This is a genomic window from Collimonas humicola (assembly GCF_018304945.1).
Lineage (GTDB): Bacteria > Pseudomonadota > Gammaproteobacteria > Burkholderiales > Burkholderiaceae_D > Collimonas > Collimonas humicola.
The window spans coordinates 1,517,024-1,536,558 of record NZ_JAGQEE010000001.1 but is presented as its reverse complement, the minus strand read 5'-3'; the positions used below and the strand labels follow the sequence as shown (position 1 = coordinate 1,536,558).

At 53.1% G+C, this 19,535-nt stretch carries 13 protein-coding genes and 1 pseudogene; 6 read left to right on the top strand and 8 right to left on the bottom strand.

Features of this window, described 5'->3' with window-relative positions; all coding sequences use genetic code 11:
• The first annotated feature begins 117 nt into the window (after positions 1–117).
• Together KHU30_RS06890 and KHU30_RS06885 are read left to right on the top strand one after the other, a co-directional pair.
• Positions 118–1,419: an MFS transporter gene (locus KHU30_RS06890; RefSeq protein ID WP_230427210.1), complete on the top strand. Its 1,302-nt coding sequence runs from the start codon at positions 118–120 to the stop codon at positions 1,417–1,419.
• A gap of 355 nt (positions 1,420–1,774) precedes the next feature.
• Positions 1,775–2,470, top strand: coding sequence for a GntR family transcriptional regulator (locus KHU30_RS06885; protein ID WP_211441818.1), 696 nt, complete (start codon positions 1,775–1,777; stop codon positions 2,468–2,470).
• Positions 2,471–2,540: 70 nt separating this feature from the next.
• On the opposite strand, the gene KHU30_RS06880 is transcribed toward KHU30_RS06885, so the two are convergent.
• Both KHU30_RS06880 and KHU30_RS06875 read right to left on the bottom strand, forming a co-directional pair.
• Positions 2,541–2,879: a DUF6404 family protein gene (locus KHU30_RS06880; RefSeq protein WP_211441817.1), complete on the bottom strand. Its 339-nt coding sequence runs from the start codon at positions 2,877–2,879 to the stop codon at positions 2,541–2,543.
• Positions 2,880–2,958: 79 nt separating this feature from the next.
• Positions 2,959–3,243 carry a hypothetical protein gene (locus KHU30_RS06875; RefSeq protein ID WP_211441816.1) on the bottom strand — a complete coding sequence of 95 codons (285 nt, stop codon included), beginning with the start codon at positions 3,241–3,243 and terminating at the stop codon, positions 2,959–2,961.
• A gap of 300 nt (positions 3,244–3,543) precedes the next feature.
• Between KHU30_RS06875 and KHU30_RS06870 the strand changes: the two genes are divergently transcribed.
• The 4 genes and pseudogenes from KHU30_RS06870 to KHU30_RS06860 all read left to right on the top strand — a co-directional run bounded on the left by KHU30_RS06870 (position 3,544) and on the right by KHU30_RS06860 (position 14,020).
• Positions 3,544–3,912: a hypothetical protein gene (locus tag KHU30_RS06870; protein WP_211441815.1), complete on the top strand. Its 369-nt coding sequence runs from the start codon at positions 3,544–3,546 to the stop codon at positions 3,910–3,912.
• A 328-nt stretch (positions 3,913–4,240) separates the two neighbouring features.
• A pseudogene (locus KHU30_RS25540) lies at positions 4,241–4,345 on the top strand (ESPR domain-containing protein); the annotation flags it as partial.
• A 192-nt stretch (positions 4,346–4,537) separates the two neighbouring features.
• A complete protein-coding gene (locus KHU30_RS25705; protein ID WP_456236963.1) occupies positions 4,538–13,297 on the top strand; it encodes a YadA-like family protein in 8,760 nt (2,919 codons plus the stop codon).
• Between the two features lie 171 nt (positions 13,298–13,468).
• Positions 13,469–14,020 (top strand): CVNH domain-containing protein, encoded by a 552-nt coding sequence (locus KHU30_RS06860; protein ID WP_211441814.1) that lies wholly within the window; start codon positions 13,469–13,471, stop codon positions 14,018–14,020.
• Positions 14,021–14,152: 132 nt separating this feature from the next.
• Here KHU30_RS06860 and KHU30_RS06855 read toward each other — a convergent pair whose 3' ends face one another.
• The 6 genes from KHU30_RS06855 to KHU30_RS06830 all read right to left on the bottom strand — a co-directional run bounded on the left by KHU30_RS06855 (position 14,153) and on the right by KHU30_RS06830 (position 18,872).
• Positions 14,153–14,635: a tetratricopeptide repeat protein gene (locus KHU30_RS06855; RefSeq protein ID WP_211441813.1), complete on the bottom strand. Its 483-nt coding sequence runs from the start codon at positions 14,633–14,635 to the stop codon at positions 14,153–14,155.
• 232 nt (positions 14,636–14,867) lie between these two features.
• Positions 14,868–15,122 carry a hypothetical protein gene (locus KHU30_RS06850; protein ID WP_211441812.1) on the bottom strand — a complete coding sequence of 85 codons (255 nt, stop codon included), beginning with the start codon at positions 15,120–15,122 and terminating at the stop codon, positions 14,868–14,870.
• Positions 15,123–15,746: 624 nt separating this feature from the next.
• The gene (locus KHU30_RS06845) at positions 15,747–16,259 is read right to left on the bottom strand and encodes an ABC transporter ATP-binding protein (RefSeq protein ID WP_211441811.1); all 513 of its coding nucleotides are present in this window, start codon (positions 16,257–16,259) and stop codon (positions 15,747–15,749) included.
• A gap of 69 nt (positions 16,260–16,328) precedes the next feature.
• A complete protein-coding gene (locus tag KHU30_RS06840) occupies positions 16,329–16,610 on the bottom strand; it encodes a hypothetical protein (RefSeq protein WP_211441810.1) in 282 nt (93 codons plus the stop codon).
• A gap of 416 nt (positions 16,611–17,026) precedes the next feature.
• Positions 17,027–17,737, bottom strand: a complete 711-nt coding sequence (locus KHU30_RS06835; protein ID WP_211441809.1) for a class I SAM-dependent methyltransferase — start codon at positions 17,735–17,737, stop codon at positions 17,027–17,029.
• 163 nt (positions 17,738–17,900) lie between these two features.
• Positions 17,901–18,872, bottom strand: coding sequence for a glycosyltransferase family 2 protein (locus tag KHU30_RS06830; RefSeq protein WP_211441808.1), 972 nt, complete (start codon positions 18,870–18,872; stop codon positions 17,901–17,903).
• Positions 18,873–19,535: the final 663 nt, after the last annotated feature.

Here is a 19,535-nt window from a genome sequence, read left to right as displayed (position 1 = left end):
GTGGGGAGATCGCCCGATTATTGCTTCCTTAGTTCATCTAATGCGCGTATCTAGATCTAGGTCTAGATCGCGCAGATAAAAATATTCCAGCCTGCAATGGTTTGGACGGAGACAATCATGAAATTTCGTTGGTTCATTGTTTTTATGCTGTTTCTTGCGTGTGTGATCAGTTATCTTGATCGTGCGGCACTGTCAGTTGCAGCACCTTTAATCGCCAAGGATTTTAATTTGGATCCGGCGCATCTGGGAATCGTTTTTAGTGCATTTTTCGTCGGCTATTCATTGTTCTGTTTTATCGGAGGATATGCAGCCGATCGCTTTGGCGCAAGACGGGTTCTGATTGTGGCCATTGCATTCTGGTCTATATTCTGTAGCCTGACTGCAGTTGCTTCCGGCCTGATTAGCCTGCTGATCATTCGGGTTGTTTTTGGGGCCGGGGAAGGTCCCTTGGCAACCTGTACCAATAAGATCGTCAGTGGCTGGTTCGACAGAAGGGAGCAGACTACCGCTGTTGGATTCGCCAATTCGGGTCTGCAGTTGGGGGCAGCTCTTGCCGGGCCGGTAATCGGGCTGATGGCGGTCAAATGGGGGTGGCGGGTTCCATTTGTCGTTATCGGTATCGTAGGGATGCTGTGGGTGCTTATGTGGTCGATCTTCTCCAGCGACCGGCCAGAGGGGAATCGATGGATTCGCGGGACGATGAAGCTGCCGGTTTCGGACGACGCTGCTAGTGGGAAAGTAGCAGAGGTGCTTCCCCGCAAGCCATTGAGCGCTTATCTCAAGAGCCCTATAATTTTGGCTACCTCGCTGGCATATTTTGGCTATGCCTACATCCTGTATTTTTTCCTTTCCTGGTTTCCCAGCTACCTGATGATGGAGCGGCACTTGAGTCTTGCCTCAATGAGCATCGTCAACGTCATACCCTGGGTTCTCGGTTTTATGGGGATAGCATTAGGGGGCTTTACTTCCGATCTGATTTTTCGGTGGACCGGAAATGCCCTGAAATCGCGCAAAATTGTAATTGTCGTTGGGTTGCTGGTTGCTGCCGCATGTGTTGCATTGGCCGGAATTGCAAACAGTGTCGGCATGGCAGTTGCATTGATGAGCATCACAGTATTTTTCATGAACCTGACGCTCAGCGTGTATTGGGCCATCATTCTGGATACGGTCGAGCCGGCACGCATGGGCGGTGTGGGCGGATTCATGCACCTGCTTGCTAACACCGCAGGTATTCTTGCCCCAATATTGACGGGCTTCCTTGTACAGTGGACCAAAGTTTTTACAAGCGCGTTTTTCTTCGCCGGGGGAATTTCGCTGGCTGGCGCGCTTGCGGTGGCTTTTTTTGTGCGACTGCCACGAAAATCTTCCGCATCTGTTGATAATCTGAATGTGGAGACCGCACATGCGCTAACGGACTAGAGCGTGGGGGCGAGGCGGTCAGAATATTTGGCCGCCTCGGCAAAATCCATTCTTTAGTGCTCGGAATTTAGCAGCAGATGTTAGATATTTACACACGTTGCCAAGCGTGGAGCGGGGATAATGTCCCCCTTTTTTTTAATAAAATTTCAATAAAATTCTTCCAGATTGCACTTGCCAATATCAACGTTGCTTCATATTTATATAGCAATATTTGGTTTCTACGTATATTTCAAAGCATTTTTGTATGCCTCTTCAATGGATGCTGAGTATTCGTTTGGCCAGCCCTGCATTTGTTATCGATCTTCCACGCACTCGAAATTAAAAGAATGAATTTGATTCAATGTAAAATGTCGTCATGAATAATAGTCTTCTTGCTAACGATGCTTCCAAGCCTGAGCTCATGAATGCGCCGGAACAACTGCTGACCGATGTGGCATTCAATCAAATCGAGGAAATGATTATCACGCGTCGCCTTCCTCCCGGATCAATGATTTCGGAGGTGCAACTTTCTGTTGAATTAGGGATGGGACGCACGCCAATCCGAGAGGCGCTTCAGAGATTGCGACAAATTGGGTTTGTCGAGATGCTGCCGCGTCGTGGCACTCTTGTTTCAGGAATCGACATTCGTCAACAACTGGAACTGCTGGAGGTTAGACGTCCGCTCGAGGAACTGGTGGTTAGATGCGCCACTTTGCGTGCGACATCGGAAGAGAGAGCGCATCTGCAAATACTCGCTCAGCGGATGATCAAAGCCGCCGAAGAAGAAAATATGGATGATTGGATTCGAGTCGGCCGTGAGATTCACGAAGCTGAAGTTCTGGCGACTCACAACAGCATGCTGATTACCAGCATGCAGTCGATCCACGCGCAATCAAGACGATTCTGGTACTACCATATTGGACATAATCGGGCCTACGTCGAAGGTGCGCAATTGCACGCCAGCGTATTGAATGCCATTGCCAATGAAGATAGCGATGCTGCGGTGTCAGCGGCGCACGAATTGATGCAGTTTATTGAACGTTTTACTCGCTCCGCACTTGATACTTTTTAATGGCGCCGCCAAGATTTTTCTGCGGACATTGTAAATGCCGGATAGCTACATTGCCGCGAGCAACGGAGACTCACGGCGCGATTAGATTGTACTTGCTGGCTGCATGGCGGTAGTAGAGCGCCAGCCCATAGCCGAACGCTCCACCTATCAGAAATGCCATAGTCACGGCAAACATGATAGGTGCTCCAACCGGGGACAAAAGAGAATACCAAGTAAAGGTCCCCCACGCCGCGCCGAACCATATCGCAAAAAAAAGGAAATTGAATCTGGCGCTAGCAAGATGCGGAGGAGGCACTGGAATGCCCACGCACCATAGCAAACGATGTGGAGGCGGGGCGTAGTTGAAGCGCGCAATTCCGGTCGCCTCTAATAAGCTTAATGATGTTTTGATTGCTGCTGGATACGACATAAGGGAGCGCCTCGCGTTGTGGTGTCAATATGCAGTTATCGTTACGAACGATGCCCCGAATTTTCTACGGAACGAAAAATCAAGGCGCCTCAATAACGATCAACGACGCCGCATAGTTGAGGGTCTTTCTGTAATCCGGAAGGCTTGGATGCGTGAGATGGCCCAAGGTCAGCAATTTATTTTTGAAAGCCAATAGATTGCATTCGGGATCTCCTGATTTTTTCAGAATCAGATAGCGGCAAACCTCATTGATCGCGACATGCACCTGGCCGACGACGTTCATGCCGTAAAGCGTAAGCGTTGCCAAGTTTGAGATTTTATCGATGCATTCATCGAGCACTTTGTCGCCAGAGATCATTTTCATATAATTTATGCCGCAGGATGATTAAGGAATCATCCTAGACATCAGGCCGCCATCAGTCCATTGCTTTGTGCGATCTTTCACAATGCTTATCAATTCCAATCTTATTCGGTAATACTTGGTTCTTACGGGCAAGCATTCGACGTGTCTTTTTTTGCGAGTGCTACGCGCACTGCGCTGAAGACGAAACTCCATCATTGCTTACGCTTTCTTGAGGATCTGGCACGGTCCAGCTGAACCCTTCAATAACTGCTGCGTGTTTTTGCGTACGGCAAGTTATCCAGAAACACTCGCCAGCGGCTTATGTCGCCGAAAAATCCTGCCACGCATTTTAATTTTGGCCAGCATCTACTCGCGACTGGCACAGTCGCTGAGGTCGTTGCGGCGTTCCGCTCTGCCATTGAATTGAACCCCCTTTCGCAGGAACAAACAATCATGCATGCGCGGTCCCTGGCCGCTGCCGGCGCCATCTCCTATGTTCTCGCGCAATGCGGTGACAGGGGCGGCGCATTAGAGCTGACTACCCTACAGGCAACGGCCGGCGTCAACATTCGCATAACGCATCTGGCGGTGATTGCCCTGGATCTGCTTGACGAAGCGGTGCTCAAGGTGAAGAGGGTGTGCATGTGGGGTATGGCAATTTCTGATGGAAGTCCTTGCCCTTCTCGTTAGATTTTGATGTGAAAACAACAAATCCTTACGGCTTCATGATGGTTTGGTGAACGATTGTTGAAGTTCCTTTTTTCAATGAACTTGGCATCTATATTTGCAAATATCCAAAGTGGGGCGCCGATGAAATGCAGATTAATTTCATCCAAATAAGTTTGCAGAAGCCAGATCACCGAGTCTATCAAATTCACTAAGAGTGAAACTCAGGAACTAGTTTGATCGATTCTGGAATGTCGACCCGAGGCGCTTGGATGTTTGCGGACGCTGGAACATCGTTGCCGAGCGCGGGAATGTCGGATTACAGAAAAAATCGAAACTAAAGAGAAATATCGTGAATAAAAACTATCGGAGCATCTGGAATGAAGCTACAGGCGTGTGGACCGCCGTATCTGAAAATTCGACTGCTCGCGGAAAGTCAAAAAAAAGGGTTGTCCTGGGAGCTCTCGCAGCTGTGGTAATGCTATGCGAGGGAGGGGCTGAGGCTGCTGGATATGGCGTGGCTGGGGGCAATGCCACGACTACCGCTTCAATTGCAATTGGAGATAACAATGTAGCCCCCACAGCAACTGGAGCTGGTGCGATTGCTATTGGTGATAACACTACAGCTAATGGCTCAGTTACTACAGCCGTGGGGGCTAGCGCTAATGCTACCGGCACCAATGCAACGGCCTTTGGCGAGTACACCACTGCGGTTGGTAATGCTACTGCGATTGGTGGCGGTGCGAACGCATCAGGCTCTAGTGCTACTGCGGTTGGCTATAGTTCCAACGCAGCGGGTGGTTATTCTGTTGCAGTTGGAAATTTTGCCAATGCTTCCGGAGCCGGCGCTATTGCGATAGGTGATAACGCCACTACCGCTGCAGTTTCGGCAGCCTCGGATGGGATAGCTCTAGGTGGCCAGTCTTCTGTGTCGGCTACCAGCACTTCGGGTATTGCCATCGGACGTGGGGCAGGGGTCACAGCGGCTTATGGCATTGCCGAAGGTGATGGCGCTGTATCAAGCGTCATTGGTTCGGTAGCGATTGGCAAAGGGGCTACGACGACCGGAACGTTATCGGCCGCGACAGGCGGTACAACCAGTATAAGTACTGCTCCGATAGGAACTGCCACTTATAGCGGATTCGCTGGCGCCAGTGCCGCGGCAGGCGTAGTGAGCGTAGGCGCGTCTGGAACAGAGCGTCGGATTCAGAATGTCGCCGCTGGGCTGATTACTGCCGGTAGTACAGACGCTATTAACGGGAGCCAATTGTATAGCGTGGCAAGCACGCTGGGTTCCAATATCACCTCTTTGTCGACATCGACGTCAACAGGGTTGAGTACAGCAACAAGTGGAATTGCATCGCTGTCGACTGGCCTGAGCACAACCAACAGCAACGTATCTTCGTTGTCGACTTCGACCTCAACCGGATTGAGCACGACCAACAGCAGTGTGTCGTCATTGTCGACGTCAGCATCGACGGGTATTAGTACGGCGCAAAGCGGCGTGAATTCGCTTTCCACTGGTCTGAGTACAACGAATAGCAATGTGGGTTCGTTGTCGACTGGCCTGAGCACAACCAACAGCAACGTATCTTCGTTGTCGACTTCGACCTCAACCGGATTGAGCACGACCAATAGCAGTGTGTCGTCATTGTCGACGTCAGCATCGACGGGTATTAGTACGGCGCAAAGCGGCGTGAATTCGCTGTCCACTGGTTTGAGTACAACGAATAGCAATGTGGGTTCGTTGTCGACTGGCCTGAGCACAACCAACAGCAACGTATCTTCGTTGTCGACTTCGACCTCAACCGGATTGAGCACGACTAATAGCAGTGTGTCGTCATTGTCGACGTCGGCATCGACGGGTATTAGTACGGCGCAAAGCGGCGTGAATTCGCTTTCCACTGGTTTGAGTACCGCGAATAGCAATGTGGGTTCGCTGTCGACAGGGCTGAGCGCAATCAACAGTAACGTGACCTCGCTGTCGACCTCGACCTCGACGGGTATCAGTACAGCGCAAAGCGGCGTGAATTCGCTTTCCACTGGCTTGAGTACCACGAATAGCAATGTGGGTTCGCTGTCGACAGGGCTGAGCGCAATCAACAGCAACGTGACGTCGCTGTCCACCTCGACCTCGACGGGCATCAGTACGGCGCAAAGCGGCGTGAATTCGCTGTCCACTGGCCTGAGTACCACGAATAGCAACGTGGGTTCGTTGTCGACAGGGCTGAGTACGACCAACAGCAACGTGACGTCGCTGTCCACCTCGACCTCGACGGGCATCAGTACGGCGCAAAGCGGCGTGAATTCGCTTTCCACTGGACTGAGCACAACGAATAGCAATGTGGGTTCGTTATCGACAGGCTTGAGTTCAACTAACAGTAACGTGACTTCGCTGTCGACCTCGACATCGACGGGTATCAGCACGGCACAAAGTGGTGTGAATTCACTGTCCACAGGCTTGAGTACGACGAATAGCAATGTGGGGTCGTTGTCGACTGGCTTAAGCTCCACCAACAGCAGTGTGACGTCGCTGTCGACGTCGACTTCGACCGGCATCAGCACCAATGCCAGCAACATTGGTTCATTGTCGACCGGCTTGAGCACGACCAACAGCAACGTGACGTCGTTGTCAACCTCGACTTCGACCGGTATCAGCACGAACGCCAGCAACATCGGTTCCTTGTCGACAGGTCTGAGCACGACCAACAGCAACGTGACCTCGTTGTCGACTTCGACCTCGACGGGCATCAGTACGGCGCAAAGTGGCGTCAATTCATTGTCGACAGGCCTGAGTACAACGAATAGCAATGTGGGGTCGTTGTCGACAGGCTTGAGCTCCACCAACAGCAGTGTGACTTCGTTGTCGACTTCGGCTTCGACGGGCATCAGCACAGCGCAGAGCGGCGTGAATTCGCTGTCCACCGGTCTGAGCACAACGAATAGCAATGTGGGTTCGTTGTCGACAGGCTTGAGCACAACCAACAGCAACGTGACGTCGTTGTCGACCTCGACTTCGACCGGCATTAGTACCAATGCCAGCAACATCGGCTCCCTATCGACCGGGTTGAGCACGACCAATAGCAACGTGACCTCGTTGTCGACCTCGACCTCAACCGGTATCAGCACAGCGCAGAGCGGCGTGAATTCACTGTCCACCGGCCTGAGTACAACGAATAGCAATGTAGGTTCGTTATCGACCGGCTTAAGCTCCACCAACAGCAATGTGACTTCGCTGTCGACCTCGACCTCGACTGGTATCAGCACGGCGCAAAGCGGTGTGAATTCGCTGTCCACTGGTCTGAGCACAACGAATAGCAATGTGGGTTCGTTGTCGACTGGCTTGAGCTCCACCAACAGCAACGTGACTTCGCTGTCGACGTCGACCTCGACCGGCATCAGCACGAACGCCAGCAACATTGGTTCCTTGTCGACCGGGCTGAGCACAACGAATAGCAATGTGGGTTCGCTGTCGACTGGGCTGAGTACGACCAACAGCAACGTGACTTCGCTGTCGACCTCGACCTCGACTGGCATTAGCACGAACGCCAGCAATATTGGTTCGCTGTCAACAGGGCTGAGCACAACCAACAGCAACGTGACTTCGCTCTCGACCTCGACTTCGACAGGCATCAGCACGAACGCCAGCAACATTGGTTCGTTGTCGACCGGCTTGAGCACGACCAACAGCAACGTGACCTCGCTGTCGACCTCGACTTCGACTGGCATCAGCACGAACGCCAGCAACATCGGTTCGCTATCGACCGGGCTGAGCACGACCAATAGCAACGTGACGTCGCTGTCGACGTCGACCTCGACCGGGATCAGCACCAACGCCAGCAATATCGGCTCGCTGTCGACAGGTCTGAGCACAACCAACAGCAATGTGACCTCGCTGTCTACTTCGACCTCGACCGGCATCAGCACCAACGCTAGCAATATCGGTTCATTGTCGACTGGGTTGAGTACAACTAACAGCAATGTTGGTTCCTTGTCGACAGGTCTGAGCACGACCAACAGCAACGTGACCTCGCTGTCGACCTCGACTTCGACCGGCATCAGCACCAATGCCAGCAACATTGGCTCGCTGTCGACAGGTCTGAGCACTACCAATAGCAATGTGACATCGTTGTCGACGTCGACTTCGACTGGTATCAGCACCAACGCCAGCAACATCGGTTCCTTGTCGACAGGGCTGAGCACAACCAACAGCAACGTGACGTCGCTGTCGACTTCGACTTCGACTGGCATCAGCACGAACGCCAGCAACATCGGTTCACTGTCGACCGGCTTGAGCACGACCAACAGCAATGTGACTTCGCTGTCGACGTCGACCTCGACCGGCATCAGCACGAACGCCAGCAATATCGGTTCCTTGTCGACTGGTCTGAGCACGACCAATAGCAACGTGACTTCGCTGTCGACGTCGACCTCGACAGGCATCAGCACGAACGCCAGCAATATCGGTTCCTTGTCGACCGGCCTGAGTACGACCAACAGCAATGTGACCTCGCTGTCGACGTCGACCTCGACTGGCATCAGTACGAACGCCAGCAACATCGGCTCGTTGTCGACCGGTCTGAGCACTACCAATAGCAATGTGACATCGTTGTCGACCTCGACTTCGACCGGCATCAGCACCAACGCCAGCAACATCGGTTCGCTGTCGACAGGGCTGAGCACAACCAATAGCAACGTGACGTCGCTGTCGACGTCGACCTCGACTGGCATCAGTACCAATGCCAGCAACATTGGTTCGTTGTCGACCGGCTTGAGCACGACCAACAGCAACGTGACCTCGCTGTCGACCTCGACTTCGACTGGCATCAGCACGAATGCCAGCAATATTGGCTCACTGTCGACAGGGCTGAGCACGACCAACAGCAACGTGACTTCGCTGTCGACTTCAACCTCAACCGGCATCAGCACGAACGCCAGCAATATTGGCTCGCTGTCTACTTCGACCTCGACCGGCATCAGCACCAACGCCAGCAACATTGGTTCGTTGTCGACCGGCTTGAGCACGACCAACAGCAATGTGACGTCACTGTCGACGTCGACTTCGACCGGCATCAGCACGAACGCCAGCAACATCGGTTCGCTGTCGACAGGGCTGAGCACAACCAATAGCAACGTGACTTCGCTGTCGACCTCGACTTCGACCGGCATTAGTACCAACGCCAGCAATATCGGTTCGCTGTCGACTGGGTTGAGCACGACCAACAGCAACGTGACCTCGCTGTCGACCTCGACTTCGACTGGCATCAGCACGAACGCCAGCAATATCGGCTCGTTGTCGACCGGTCTGAGCACAACCAACAGCAATGTGACCTCGTTGTCTACTTCGACCTCGACTGGCATCAGTACGAACGCTAGCAACATCGGCTCGTTGTCGACCGGTCTGAGCACTACCAATAGCAATGTGACATCGCTGTCGACGTCGACTTCGACCGGCATCAGCACGAACGCCAGCAACATCGGTTCGCTGTCGACGGGGCTGAGCACGACCAACAGCAACGTAACCTCGTTGTCGACCTCGACCTCGACCGGCATCAGCACGAACGCTAGCAACATCGGTTCGCTGTCGACGGGGTTGAGCACGACCAACAGCAACGTAACCTCGTTGTCGACCTCGACCTCGACTGGCATCAGTACGAACGCCAGCAACATCGGCTCGCTGTCGACTGGCCTGAGCACGACCAACAGCAACGTGACCTCGCTGTCGACTTCGACTTCGACCGGGATCAGCACCAACGCCAGCAACATCGGCTCGTTGTCGACAGGGCTGAGCACGACCAACAGCAACGTGACGTCGTTGTCAACGTCGACTTCGACCGGCATCAGCACGAACGCCAGCAACATTGGTTCGTTGTCGACCGGCCTGAGCACGACCAACAGCAACGTGACTTCGCTGTCGACATCGACCTCGACCGGCATCAGCACGAACGCCAGCAACATCGGCTCGCTGTCGACCGGCTTGAGCTCCACCAACAGCAACGTGACGTCGTTGTCAACTTCGACCTCGACCGGGCTGAGCACGACCAACAGCAACGTGACGTCGCTGTCGACGTCGACCTCGACTGGCATCAGTACGAACGCCAGCAACATCGGCTCGTTGTCGACTGGTCTGAACACTACCAATAGCAATGTGACATCGCTGTCGACTTCGACTTCGACTGGTATCAGCACCAACGCCAGCAATATCGGCTCGCTGTCGACTGGATTGAGCTCCACCAATAGTAATGTGACGTCGTTGTCGACTTCAACCTCGACGGGCATCAGCACAGCGCAAAGCGGAGTGAATTCACTGTCCACTGGCCTGAGTACGACGAATAGCAATGTGGGTTCGTTGTCGACCGGCTTGAGCACGACCAACAGCAATGTGACCTCGCTGTCGACGTCGACCTCGACTGGCATCAGTACCAATGCCAGCAACATTGGTTCGCTGTCGACTGGCCTGAGCACAACGAATAGCAATGTGACTTCGCTGTCGACGTCGACCTCGACCGGCATCAGCACGAACGCCAGCAACATTGGTTCCTTGTCGACCGGGCTGAGTACGACCAACAGCAATGTGACTTCGCTGTCGACGTCGACTTCGACCGGCATCAGCACCAACGCCAGCAACATCGGTTCGCTGTCGACAGGTCTGAGTACAACCAACAGCAATGTGACCTCGCTGTCAACGTCGACCTCGACAGGCATCAGCACCAACGCCAGCAACATCGGTTCGCTGTCGACTGGCCTGAGCACGACCAACAGCAACGTGACGTCGCTGTCGACGTCGACCTCGACTGGCATCAGTACGAACGCTAGCAACATCGGCTCGTTGTCGACCGGTCTGAGCACTACCAATAGCAATGTGACATCGCTGTCGACGTCGACCTCGACTGGCATCAGTACGAACGCCAGCAACATCGGCTCGTTGTCGACAGGCTTGAGCACAACCAACAGCAACGTGACGTCGCTGTCGACCTCGACTTCGACCGGCATCAGCACCAACGCCAGCAACATCGGTTCGTTGTCGACCGGGCTGAGCACAATCAACAGCAACGTGACGTCGCTGTCGACCTCGACTTCGACCGGCATCAGCACCAACGCCAGCAACATCGGTTCGTTGTCGACCGGTCTGAGCACTACCAATAGCAATGTGACATCGCTGTCGACTTCGACTTCGACTGGCATCAGCACCAACGCCAGCAACATCGGCTCGCTGTCGACTGGCCTGAGCACGACCAACAGCAACGTGACGTCGCTGTCGACTTCAACCTCAACCGGCATCAGCACGAACGCCAGCAATATCGGCTCGCTGTCGACTGGGTTGAGCACGACCAACAGCAACGTGACTTCGCTGTCGACCTCGACATCGACCGGCATCAGTACGAACGCTAGCAACATTGGTTCGCTGTCGACAGGCCTGAGCACAACCAACAGCAATGTGACCTCGCTGTCGACTTCGACTTCGACCGGCATCAGCACCAACGCCAGCAATATTGGCTCGCTGTCGACTGGACTGAGCACAACCAACAGCAATGTGACCTCGCTGTCGACCTCGACTTCGACCGGCATCAGCACCAACGCCAGCAATATTGGCTCGCTGTCGACCGGGCTGAGTACAACCAATAGCAACGTGACGTCGCTGTCGACTTCAACCTCGACCGGCATCAGCACGAACGCCAGCAACATCGGTTCATTGTCGACTGGTCTGAGCACGACCAACAGCAACGTGATTTCGTTGTCGACTTCGACCTCGACCGGCATCAGCACGAACGCTAGCAACATCGGTTCGCTGTCGACGGGGTTGAGCACGACCAACAGCAACGTAACCTCGTTGTCGACTTCGACCTCGACCGGCATCAGTACGAACGCTAGCAACATTGGTTCGCTGTCGACTGGGCTGAGCGCGACCAACAGCAACGTGACCTCGTTGTCGACTGGCCTGAGCACGACCAATAACAATGTGTCGTCGCTGTCGACAGGGGTTGCCAACTCGCTTCAATATGACAACCCTGGTCACACCAGCGTTACTTTGGGAGGCGTTGGCGCGACAACGCCGGTGACGCTGACCAATGTGGCTGCCGGTGTGAGGCCAACGGATGCTGTGAACTTCAGCCAGTTATCGTCTTTGTCCACTTCGACGTCGGCCGGCATCAATTCGCTGTCAACCGGCTTGAGCTCGACTAACAGCAACGTGACATCGCTGTCGACCTCGACGTCGACAGGGATCAGTACGGCGCAGAGCGGCGTAAATTCGCTGTCGACGGGGCTGAGTACGACCAACAGCAATGTGTCGGCGTTATCGACATCGACTTCGACAGGCTTGAGCACGGCGGCAAGCGGCATCAGTTCGCTGTCCACCGGCCTGAGCACCACCAACAGCAGCGTATCGTCGCTGTCGACCTCAACTTCAAGCGGCTTGAGCGTGGCGACGAGTGGCATCAATTCCTTGTCAACCGGCGTTGCGTCGATATCAACCGGGCTGGGGCAACTGACGTCGCTGACGACCAGCATGACGGGGGTCAGTTCATTGTCGACGTCGTTGAAACCGATCGCGGATGCATCAAGTGGTGCGGCAGCTAACGGTTCGACGATTGGCGTTACCACGATCGGCGGCGCCAACAGCGACGGCACGGTACAGACGCGCGGCACCAACGGTACGGTGATCAGCAATGTGGCGCCGGCAACGTGCAGCACGGTGAAGGGCATCGATGCGACCGGTTCCGGCTTGTGCGTGCAGGCGACGAAAGATGGCGCAACGGCATTCGGTTCCAACGCACAGGCAACCGATGCCAATACCACGGCTGTCGGCTACCGCGCCTTGGCGTCGCAGGCCGGATCGGTGGCGATAGGCAATAACGCCCAGGCGACTGGCGATCCTACTGTCGCGATTGGGCAGAATTCGCTGGCCTCGGGCAATAACTCTGTCGCCACCGGGGCTGGGGCGCAAGCTACCGGGAACAATGCCGTCGCAATCGGTGCGGCAGCCCAAGCGACCGGGACCAATTCAGTGGCATTGGGCGCAGGTTCGATAGCGGATCAAGCCAATACCGTATCGATGGGAGCTCCTGGCAGCGAGCGCCGGATCACTAACGTGGCGCCGGGTATCAATCCGACCGATGCGGTAAATGTTTCACAGTTGAACGCCGTGCAAAATCAGATTGGTGATGTACAGCGAATCGCTTATTCCGGTATCGCCATGAGTATGGCATTGACGGGAGCCGTCATGCCAGCTTTGGACGCCGGAGAGAAGGGGGTTGGCGTAGGTATCGGTTCATACCAAGGATATGGGGCGTTAGCATTGCAATTTAAGTCCATCAGCAAGACAGGCAATAGTGCTTGGGGAGCCGGAATCAGCACAACGGGCAAAAACACAGGTTTTACCATCGGCTATGGCTTTAAGTGGAAGTAATTCTGTCATGGAAATTAACGCGATATTAATGCTGTCTTAATGCTGTCTTAATGTTATTGAATTGATCTCGCTTTATACTGGCGCCGTCATGCTATGACGGTATTCCCATCCCTGATGTACCTTTTGCCCGCAACTGAGAAGTTGGCGGGCATTTTTTTGAAAGGAATTTTGATGCTCAGATCTGCAATCGCTGCGCTAGTCGTGCTTGGGCTGACGGCATGCGCCGCAGATCCATATTCCGGCGGTTACAGCCAGTATTCCAGTTCGGGCAACTACGGCTATACGCCGGCGCCAGTTCCGGCATATGGCGGCGGCTATGGCAGGGACTACTCGCGCGGCGACGACGATTGGGCACCTCCAGGCAGTTATCGGCAGTCTTGCCGCGATATCATCGTGCGGCGCGGCGTGCTGGAAGCCACCTGCGGCAACGGTAATGGCAGCGTGCGTACATCGACGGCGCTGTATTCGTGCCGAAGCGGGAATTTTGAAAATATCAACGGCAACTTGCAATGTGCCGGCGGCCGTGACCATGGCCGCAACAACAGGGATTTGCCGCCGGGGAGCTATCTGCAGTCTTGCAGCGATATTGGCGTACGTAACGGCGTACTGGAAGCCAGCTGCGGCGGCAGCGGCAACCGCAGGGTACAGTCATCCGTCTCGATTTCTTCCTGCAGAAGCGGAAGCTTCAGCAACATCAACGGTTATCTGCAGTGCGACCGCTAGGTTTGACGAGCAAGGAATCGCTCTTCCGATTTGAGAAATCCGTTTCCAGATTTCGCCCAGCCAGCGAGCGGTATGGAAAGCGGATGACGCGGACCGCTCTGAGTTGAGCGTGACCGTATCCCGAAATGAGTATCACGGCATTGCAAGAATGGCTGCAGCACGTTTTTCGGCGTATCCGGCATTTTCCTCTCGTCCGGTCTGGCGATATACCAAGGCCAGCTGGCTGAGCGTGTTGGCGATATCTCGATGGTCCTTACCAAGTATCAGCTCCTTTATCGCCAGCACGCGCTTGAGAAGCGGCTCTGCCAGTGCATATTGTTTTTGGGTAGAGTATAGCCACGCAAGATTACTCATTATTCCCGCAACATCCAGAGGCAGCGAGGCGGCTGTTCCCTGGATGACTTGGAGAGCGGCCTTCTCTGCGATGATGGCGGCGGTAAACTGTCCTTGCTGGCTCAGCGCCACAGCCTGGTTGTTCAAGCTGCCCCAGTTATCTTCTTCCGCATGTGCCAGCTGATTTCCGCCAAATGCCAGCACAAGCAACAGCAATGGTTTCGTCAATATTTTCATGAATTTGTCAGCCTCTTCTATATCGAATGATTCCAAACGGTTCATATCTTTGATAGTCCCGCCAGGACTGATCTTGAAGCCCAGGAATAGCTGATTTCTACCGCACTCCGGTAAGTCGGCCTCGTATAGTTCATTGAAAACAATTGCGGTGCAGCGGGAGCGGCTGGCGATCCCCGCACCGCGGCTTGACCTGGTTTCTGCGGTGTGGGCATATTTTCCGTCTTCGATGTTTTCATATCAGTTGTAGTTTCTGAGTCATTGCTTGATAAAAGGACGCTCAAACTAGACGTTTGCAACGTCCAAACGGGTCATGGCTATGAAGAATCGGGGGATTGTTGCTTGCATTTGCCGCGGCAATTTCAGCCAAGACTTCTTTTATCGTCGTTACGGAAACGCCATACCGGTTGGATAGCATCCGGGTAGGCGCAATGCTGCCGGCATTGATCAGCGCCATGTGTTCGGCTTTCAACGCCGCGTGGTTCCATGTTCCGTCTTGGTTCTTGGCTGCGCCGGGATTTTTTGCGATTGGCATATTGGGTGGGTTTCTGTGTCGCGCTCTAGTGTTCCAAGGCGCCAGCCTGACCAGGAAGGCGACTTTGTTCTTCGCTGTTCATCGCCATGGCGACGTCATTTTCTTGGCGAGACGATAGGGCGGTTTGCGGCCTATCGTTTTGGATGGCTCTGGCCAGCGTAGCGCTGCCCGATCTGGTCCCCCTGGAGAATGTGATGAACAGGGCATAGGGTCAATGACGTCTGTCTGAATTCTTGTGAGCGGGGAGCCGCTTGAAAAAGACACGATGCCTGAACATTTTTCTCAGGATGATGATGCCCGCCGCGAAAGCTCCTATCCCCACACCCCACGCGACGAATGCCAGTTCGCCGGGAACGATATTTGATATTTTGTATTCCAGGGCCACGCTTAACGTGGCAACTGTGACATATACGACCAATGGCATGCCGTACTCGACTTCGGCTGCGCAGCCTCGGCAAACATTAGCGCCGCGTATGATCAATCTGCGGCAGTGAGGGCATGCAATATATTTCAATTTAACTATCCTGTGCTCGCTGGATGGCGGACTTGAGAAATGAGCGGGCCGATACCGCAGGAAAAAAAACTCACAGGCGGCGATATTCAAGAGAGTGGGTCCACGTCAATCTAAAACTTTCGATTGTAGGAAAATAGAAGCCCGGCTATCCCAAGCAAGGAAACATCGACTGCATCCCTTGACGTTATTTTCCAACCCACAGCAGGCACCAGGATCGGCGATAACCCGTTGTAATTAAGCGGGACTTTATCTTTGTACTTCCCCACATACCCGTACATTAGTCCAACTCCCAATTTGGCATAAAGGGCGGACTGTCCAAATAGTCGATCCCATGTGTAGCCCATATACGCGGTACCTGTCGGTTGTCCAAAGGAGTTGGAGAACAGCGCTCCCCCGATGAACCATTGATCACTTCGATGATGTTCTATGCCGATCAAAACCACATCTTTATGTTCGGGACTGTATTGATAATGATAGGTATACGGAGAAATCTTCAGTTCCCAATAATCATTGCTTGTGGATGTCAGCATTTCCTCTGCATGCAATGGAAGGGAGATAAACAACGAGCCAATCATTAAAATTGCTGCTGGAAAATTTACAAAAAACATTGCGTCCCATCTCATTTTTATTTCGACATTGCAAAGCACCTGGCAACGCCATACGAAGAAGTAGCGAGGACAGTCAGCAACTGGTCAGGCCTTATGAATGGCAATCAGCCAAGCTGCGTATTCCAAGGTCGATTTGTAACCCGACATGCTGGGATGTGTGTGTTTGGCCGCAGTGCTTAATTGGTCTTTTAACGCCAGCAAATACGCTTTAGGGTTGTCGGCGTTGTTCCTGGCAAAGTGGCAAATATCCTTGACGATGTGATGTGTCGCGATTTTGACGTTTTGACCGTAGAGCGACAGGGCTGCCAGCGTTTCAATTTTTTTGAAATACTCATCGTCCAAATAATTTTCGAGCTGAGCGCCCATTACCTGCTCCAGAAAACAGAACTGCCATAGATATAGTTAAGAGGATATTAGGGATAGATAGACTGTCTGTCTATTCGCTTGGGCGGCATTTCACAAGAGTTTTCAAATTCATCATGAATAGAAAATGATGTGTGTCTTTTGACGCGCAATCAACGCATATGGAATGCAGAATCGCGCGGTTTGCCGTTGCCGAACAGACGTGGATTCGCCGTGTCTCGTTGCGTCTTCTGAAGAATTATCTGAAACAATCGCGTTTCATGATTGCTTGCCTACCTGCCTGGAGAGGCGCGACTCCTTGCTCGCGGAAAAGAAATCGCAACGGCTGGCAATCCGATCCGGCATCGGCTTTAGTGCGTGATTTTCAGCGAATCGCGGTGCTGGCGAATGCCAGCCAGATCGCGGCCGCTGCGGTTTCCTTACACCTTATTGGTATAAGGTTGCCCGGTAGGATCCGAATCGAAGACGCGCTTTCCCGATTCATATTCAATAGGACGTGTCCGTTCGCGCTTTTCGATAACCAGCATGCTGTCGTAAAAGTGCAGTGAATGCATATGCCGAGTCTGCTCATTGACCGCGAAGCTCTCCGCATCTTTTGAATGCCATGCATTGAGTTGGTCGATTAAATCTTTTGACATTTCTATGAAAGTATCCCGCTTGCGGTAGCCGCCGCCATGGCTGGTCCAGTAGCTGGTGTGCAGATCTTCACATACATATATGCCGCCATCTTTGAGATGTGGGAACAAGACGTCGAAGGACTTTATTTGCTGATGCATGAAATGTCCGCCGTCGTCAATAATAATGTCGAGTGGAGGCAATTGCGAGACAAGCCGATTCAGGAAATTGTCATCGCCTTGGTCGCCGATATAGATCGACACATCCGCTTCCTCTAATTGTTTGCATCGGACATCGATATCTACCCCATGCACATGGATCTGTGGACCAAAATAGTGCCGCCACATCTGTAGGGATCCACCGTGATAGCAGCCAATTTCGAGGATATGAAGCGGCTTGCCTTTGAATCGTTGGAAATGCCATTCGTACGCTTCGAAATAATGCGACCATTTCCGCATATAACGTCCTTGATTGCCGTAAAAATATTCGGCCAATTCATTGTCAGCGATAGGCATTATAAATACTCCACTCTTAAATGATTTAGGTTGTCGCTATTTGCTTGATGCGTGTTTTCTTCAAGCTGGTTGTGATTGTTTTTGATCATTTCTGATGTTGGCATGTCGATGGAAATCAAATAAGAAATGATCAAAAATATTTGCAACGAACGGTGCAGATGCGTCATTGAAGCTCTTGATAGAACAAACGGTCCAGAGCAGCTATATCCTTGACATCCAGATATTTGGCGTGACTCCATTCGGCACGCCGTTGGTTCAGCAACGATACCAGGCAGGCCTTGGTTTCTTCAACGTCCAGTCCCCAGCGCGGGTCAATTTCGCGCAAGGCAACTGCTACGGCTCGATGTAAAGCGCCCAATGATTCCAATTCGAGCGGCGCATCGAATCTGTACTTGTACAGCAGCATCAGGTGACGTATGTCATGTCCGCTAAGCCGGGGGAAGAAGGCGGGCAACATGCGCGCATACAGCCGCTCTTTGCCTTGATATAGAAGGTTCGCATTCAGGTTGAGTGAGGTCATGCCGCCATGAATGCGGTATGAGGTCAATGCACCAGGTAAATTGGCAAACCGCGCTCCCAGCAGCAGGCAATCAAACCAAAAACCCAGATCGTCTGTTATATAAAGATTCGGGTCGTACCTGAGCGCATGGCTTTGGACGAAATCGCGGCGAAACATGACGCTGGGATTGGCAAGATATGCATTACCACTGATGAAACGGGCCTTGATACGCCCATCATCAAGCGGGAAATCACTGCGTCCTTCTTCGAGCCCAAAATGCTGGATCTGGCTGCCGACAACCGTGACATCAAGATGTGTGTCAAGAAACCGTGTCTGCTGGAGCAAACGCTCGGGGTCCGCAAGATCGTCGTGATCCAGGCGAGCGATATACTCACCGCGCGCTAAGTCGAAAGCGCGATTGGCGTTGGCTATGCGGCCCTGATTATTTTCATGGCGATAAATTCGGACCCGCTTGTCTCCAACCGCCCCGATTAGATCAAGCGTGTTATCGGTACTTGCGTCATCTAGTATCAGTACTTCGAAATCGACGTCTTTTTGCGCGAGTATTGAATTTAATGTCGCCTGAATGTGGAGGTGCGCATTAAATGTCGGTATGACTACTGATACTTTTGGCATGGATGTTTTTCCTGCTAGATTCTACGAGGCGGTGCTAGGGTCCTGGGCGATCGATTTGACGAAACGGGTGCTCTCTGCAATTTCGGTCAGGTCGACATAGTGCGAATCGGCGGCCTTGGCCCTTGCTGCGATGACCGGTGCCAGGAAATAAGGGCAGGCCGGCAGGGCGGCGTTGCGGATCGCGGTCAGCCATGGTCGGGAAACAGTCGTCGCTGCGCGACAGCAGCTTGAGTATGCCGTTACCGATGCTGCCGGCGCCAGTAAGAATTAATTGAATAGTCATTTAGCCGTGGAGTTTGCCGGCTTGGCGGCAAAGCTCGCCTATTACAACGTGCATGTGGCCTATAGCATTCTCACCTAAAGGCGCCGCTGTTCATTTTCATGTGATTCATGATGCTTGCCAACTAAGGAAGTAATCTTAGAGATCAAGCTGCCATCGGTCCATAGCTTTCGGAGAGTTTTTACAATGATTATCAATTGCATCATTGTTTGCGAATAATTTGCATGCTTTCAGGAGGAGTGCCAGGCACTAGCCAAGCTCCGATAGCGTCAAGTCAAGCTATCCGGATCGGGCCGGACGCATTGAAATTTGAAGCTGCATATGCAATGACTTTTGCCACAGCCCATCTGCAAGTCCGCTTCCAAATAATCCCGGCAATCCGT

Excerpts from the sequence above, each read along its gene's own strand:
- KHU30_RS06840 (WP_211441810.1), bottom strand. The coding sequence starts at position 16,610 with ATGGGCGCTCAGCTCGAAAATTATTTGGACGATGAGTATTTCAAAAAA.
- KHU30_RS06860 (WP_211441814.1), top strand. The coding sequence starts at position 13,469 with ATGCTCAGATCTGCAATCGCTGCGCTAGTCGTGCTTGGGCTGACGGCA.
- KHU30_RS06875 (WP_211441816.1), bottom strand. The coding sequence starts at position 3,243 with ATGAAAATGATCTCTGGCGACAAAGTGCTCGATGAATGCATCGATAAA.
- KHU30_RS06870 (WP_211441815.1), top strand. The coding sequence starts at position 3,544 with ATGTCGCCGAAAAATCCTGCCACGCATTTTAATTTTGGCCAGCATCTA.
- KHU30_RS06835 (WP_211441809.1), bottom strand. The coding sequence starts at position 17,737 with ATGCCTATCGCTGACAATGAATTGGCCGAATATTTTTACGGCAATCAA.
- KHU30_RS06845 (WP_211441811.1), bottom strand. The coding sequence starts at position 16,259 with ATGAGATGGGACGCAATGTTTTTTGTAAATTTTCCAGCAGCAATTTTA.
- KHU30_RS06855 (WP_211441813.1), bottom strand. The coding sequence starts at position 14,635 with ATGAACCGTTTGGAATCATTCGATATAGAAGAGGCTGACAAATTCATG.
- KHU30_RS06890 (WP_230427210.1), top strand. The coding sequence starts at position 118 with ATGAAATTTCGTTGGTTCATTGTTTTTATGCTGTTTCTTGCGTGTGTG.
- KHU30_RS06880 (WP_211441817.1), bottom strand. The coding sequence starts at position 2,879 with ATGTCGTATCCAGCAGCAATCAAAACATCATTAAGCTTATTAGAGGCG.
- KHU30_RS06830 (WP_211441808.1), bottom strand. The coding sequence starts at position 18,872 with ATGCCAAAAGTATCAGTAGTCATACCGACATTTAATGCGCACCTCCAC.
- KHU30_RS06885 (WP_211441818.1), top strand. The coding sequence starts at position 1,775 with ATGAATAATAGTCTTCTTGCTAACGATGCTTCCAAGCCTGAGCTCATG.
- KHU30_RS06850 (WP_211441812.1), bottom strand. The coding sequence starts at position 15,122 with ATGCCAATCGCAAAAAATCCCGGCGCAGCCAAGAACCAAGACGGAACA.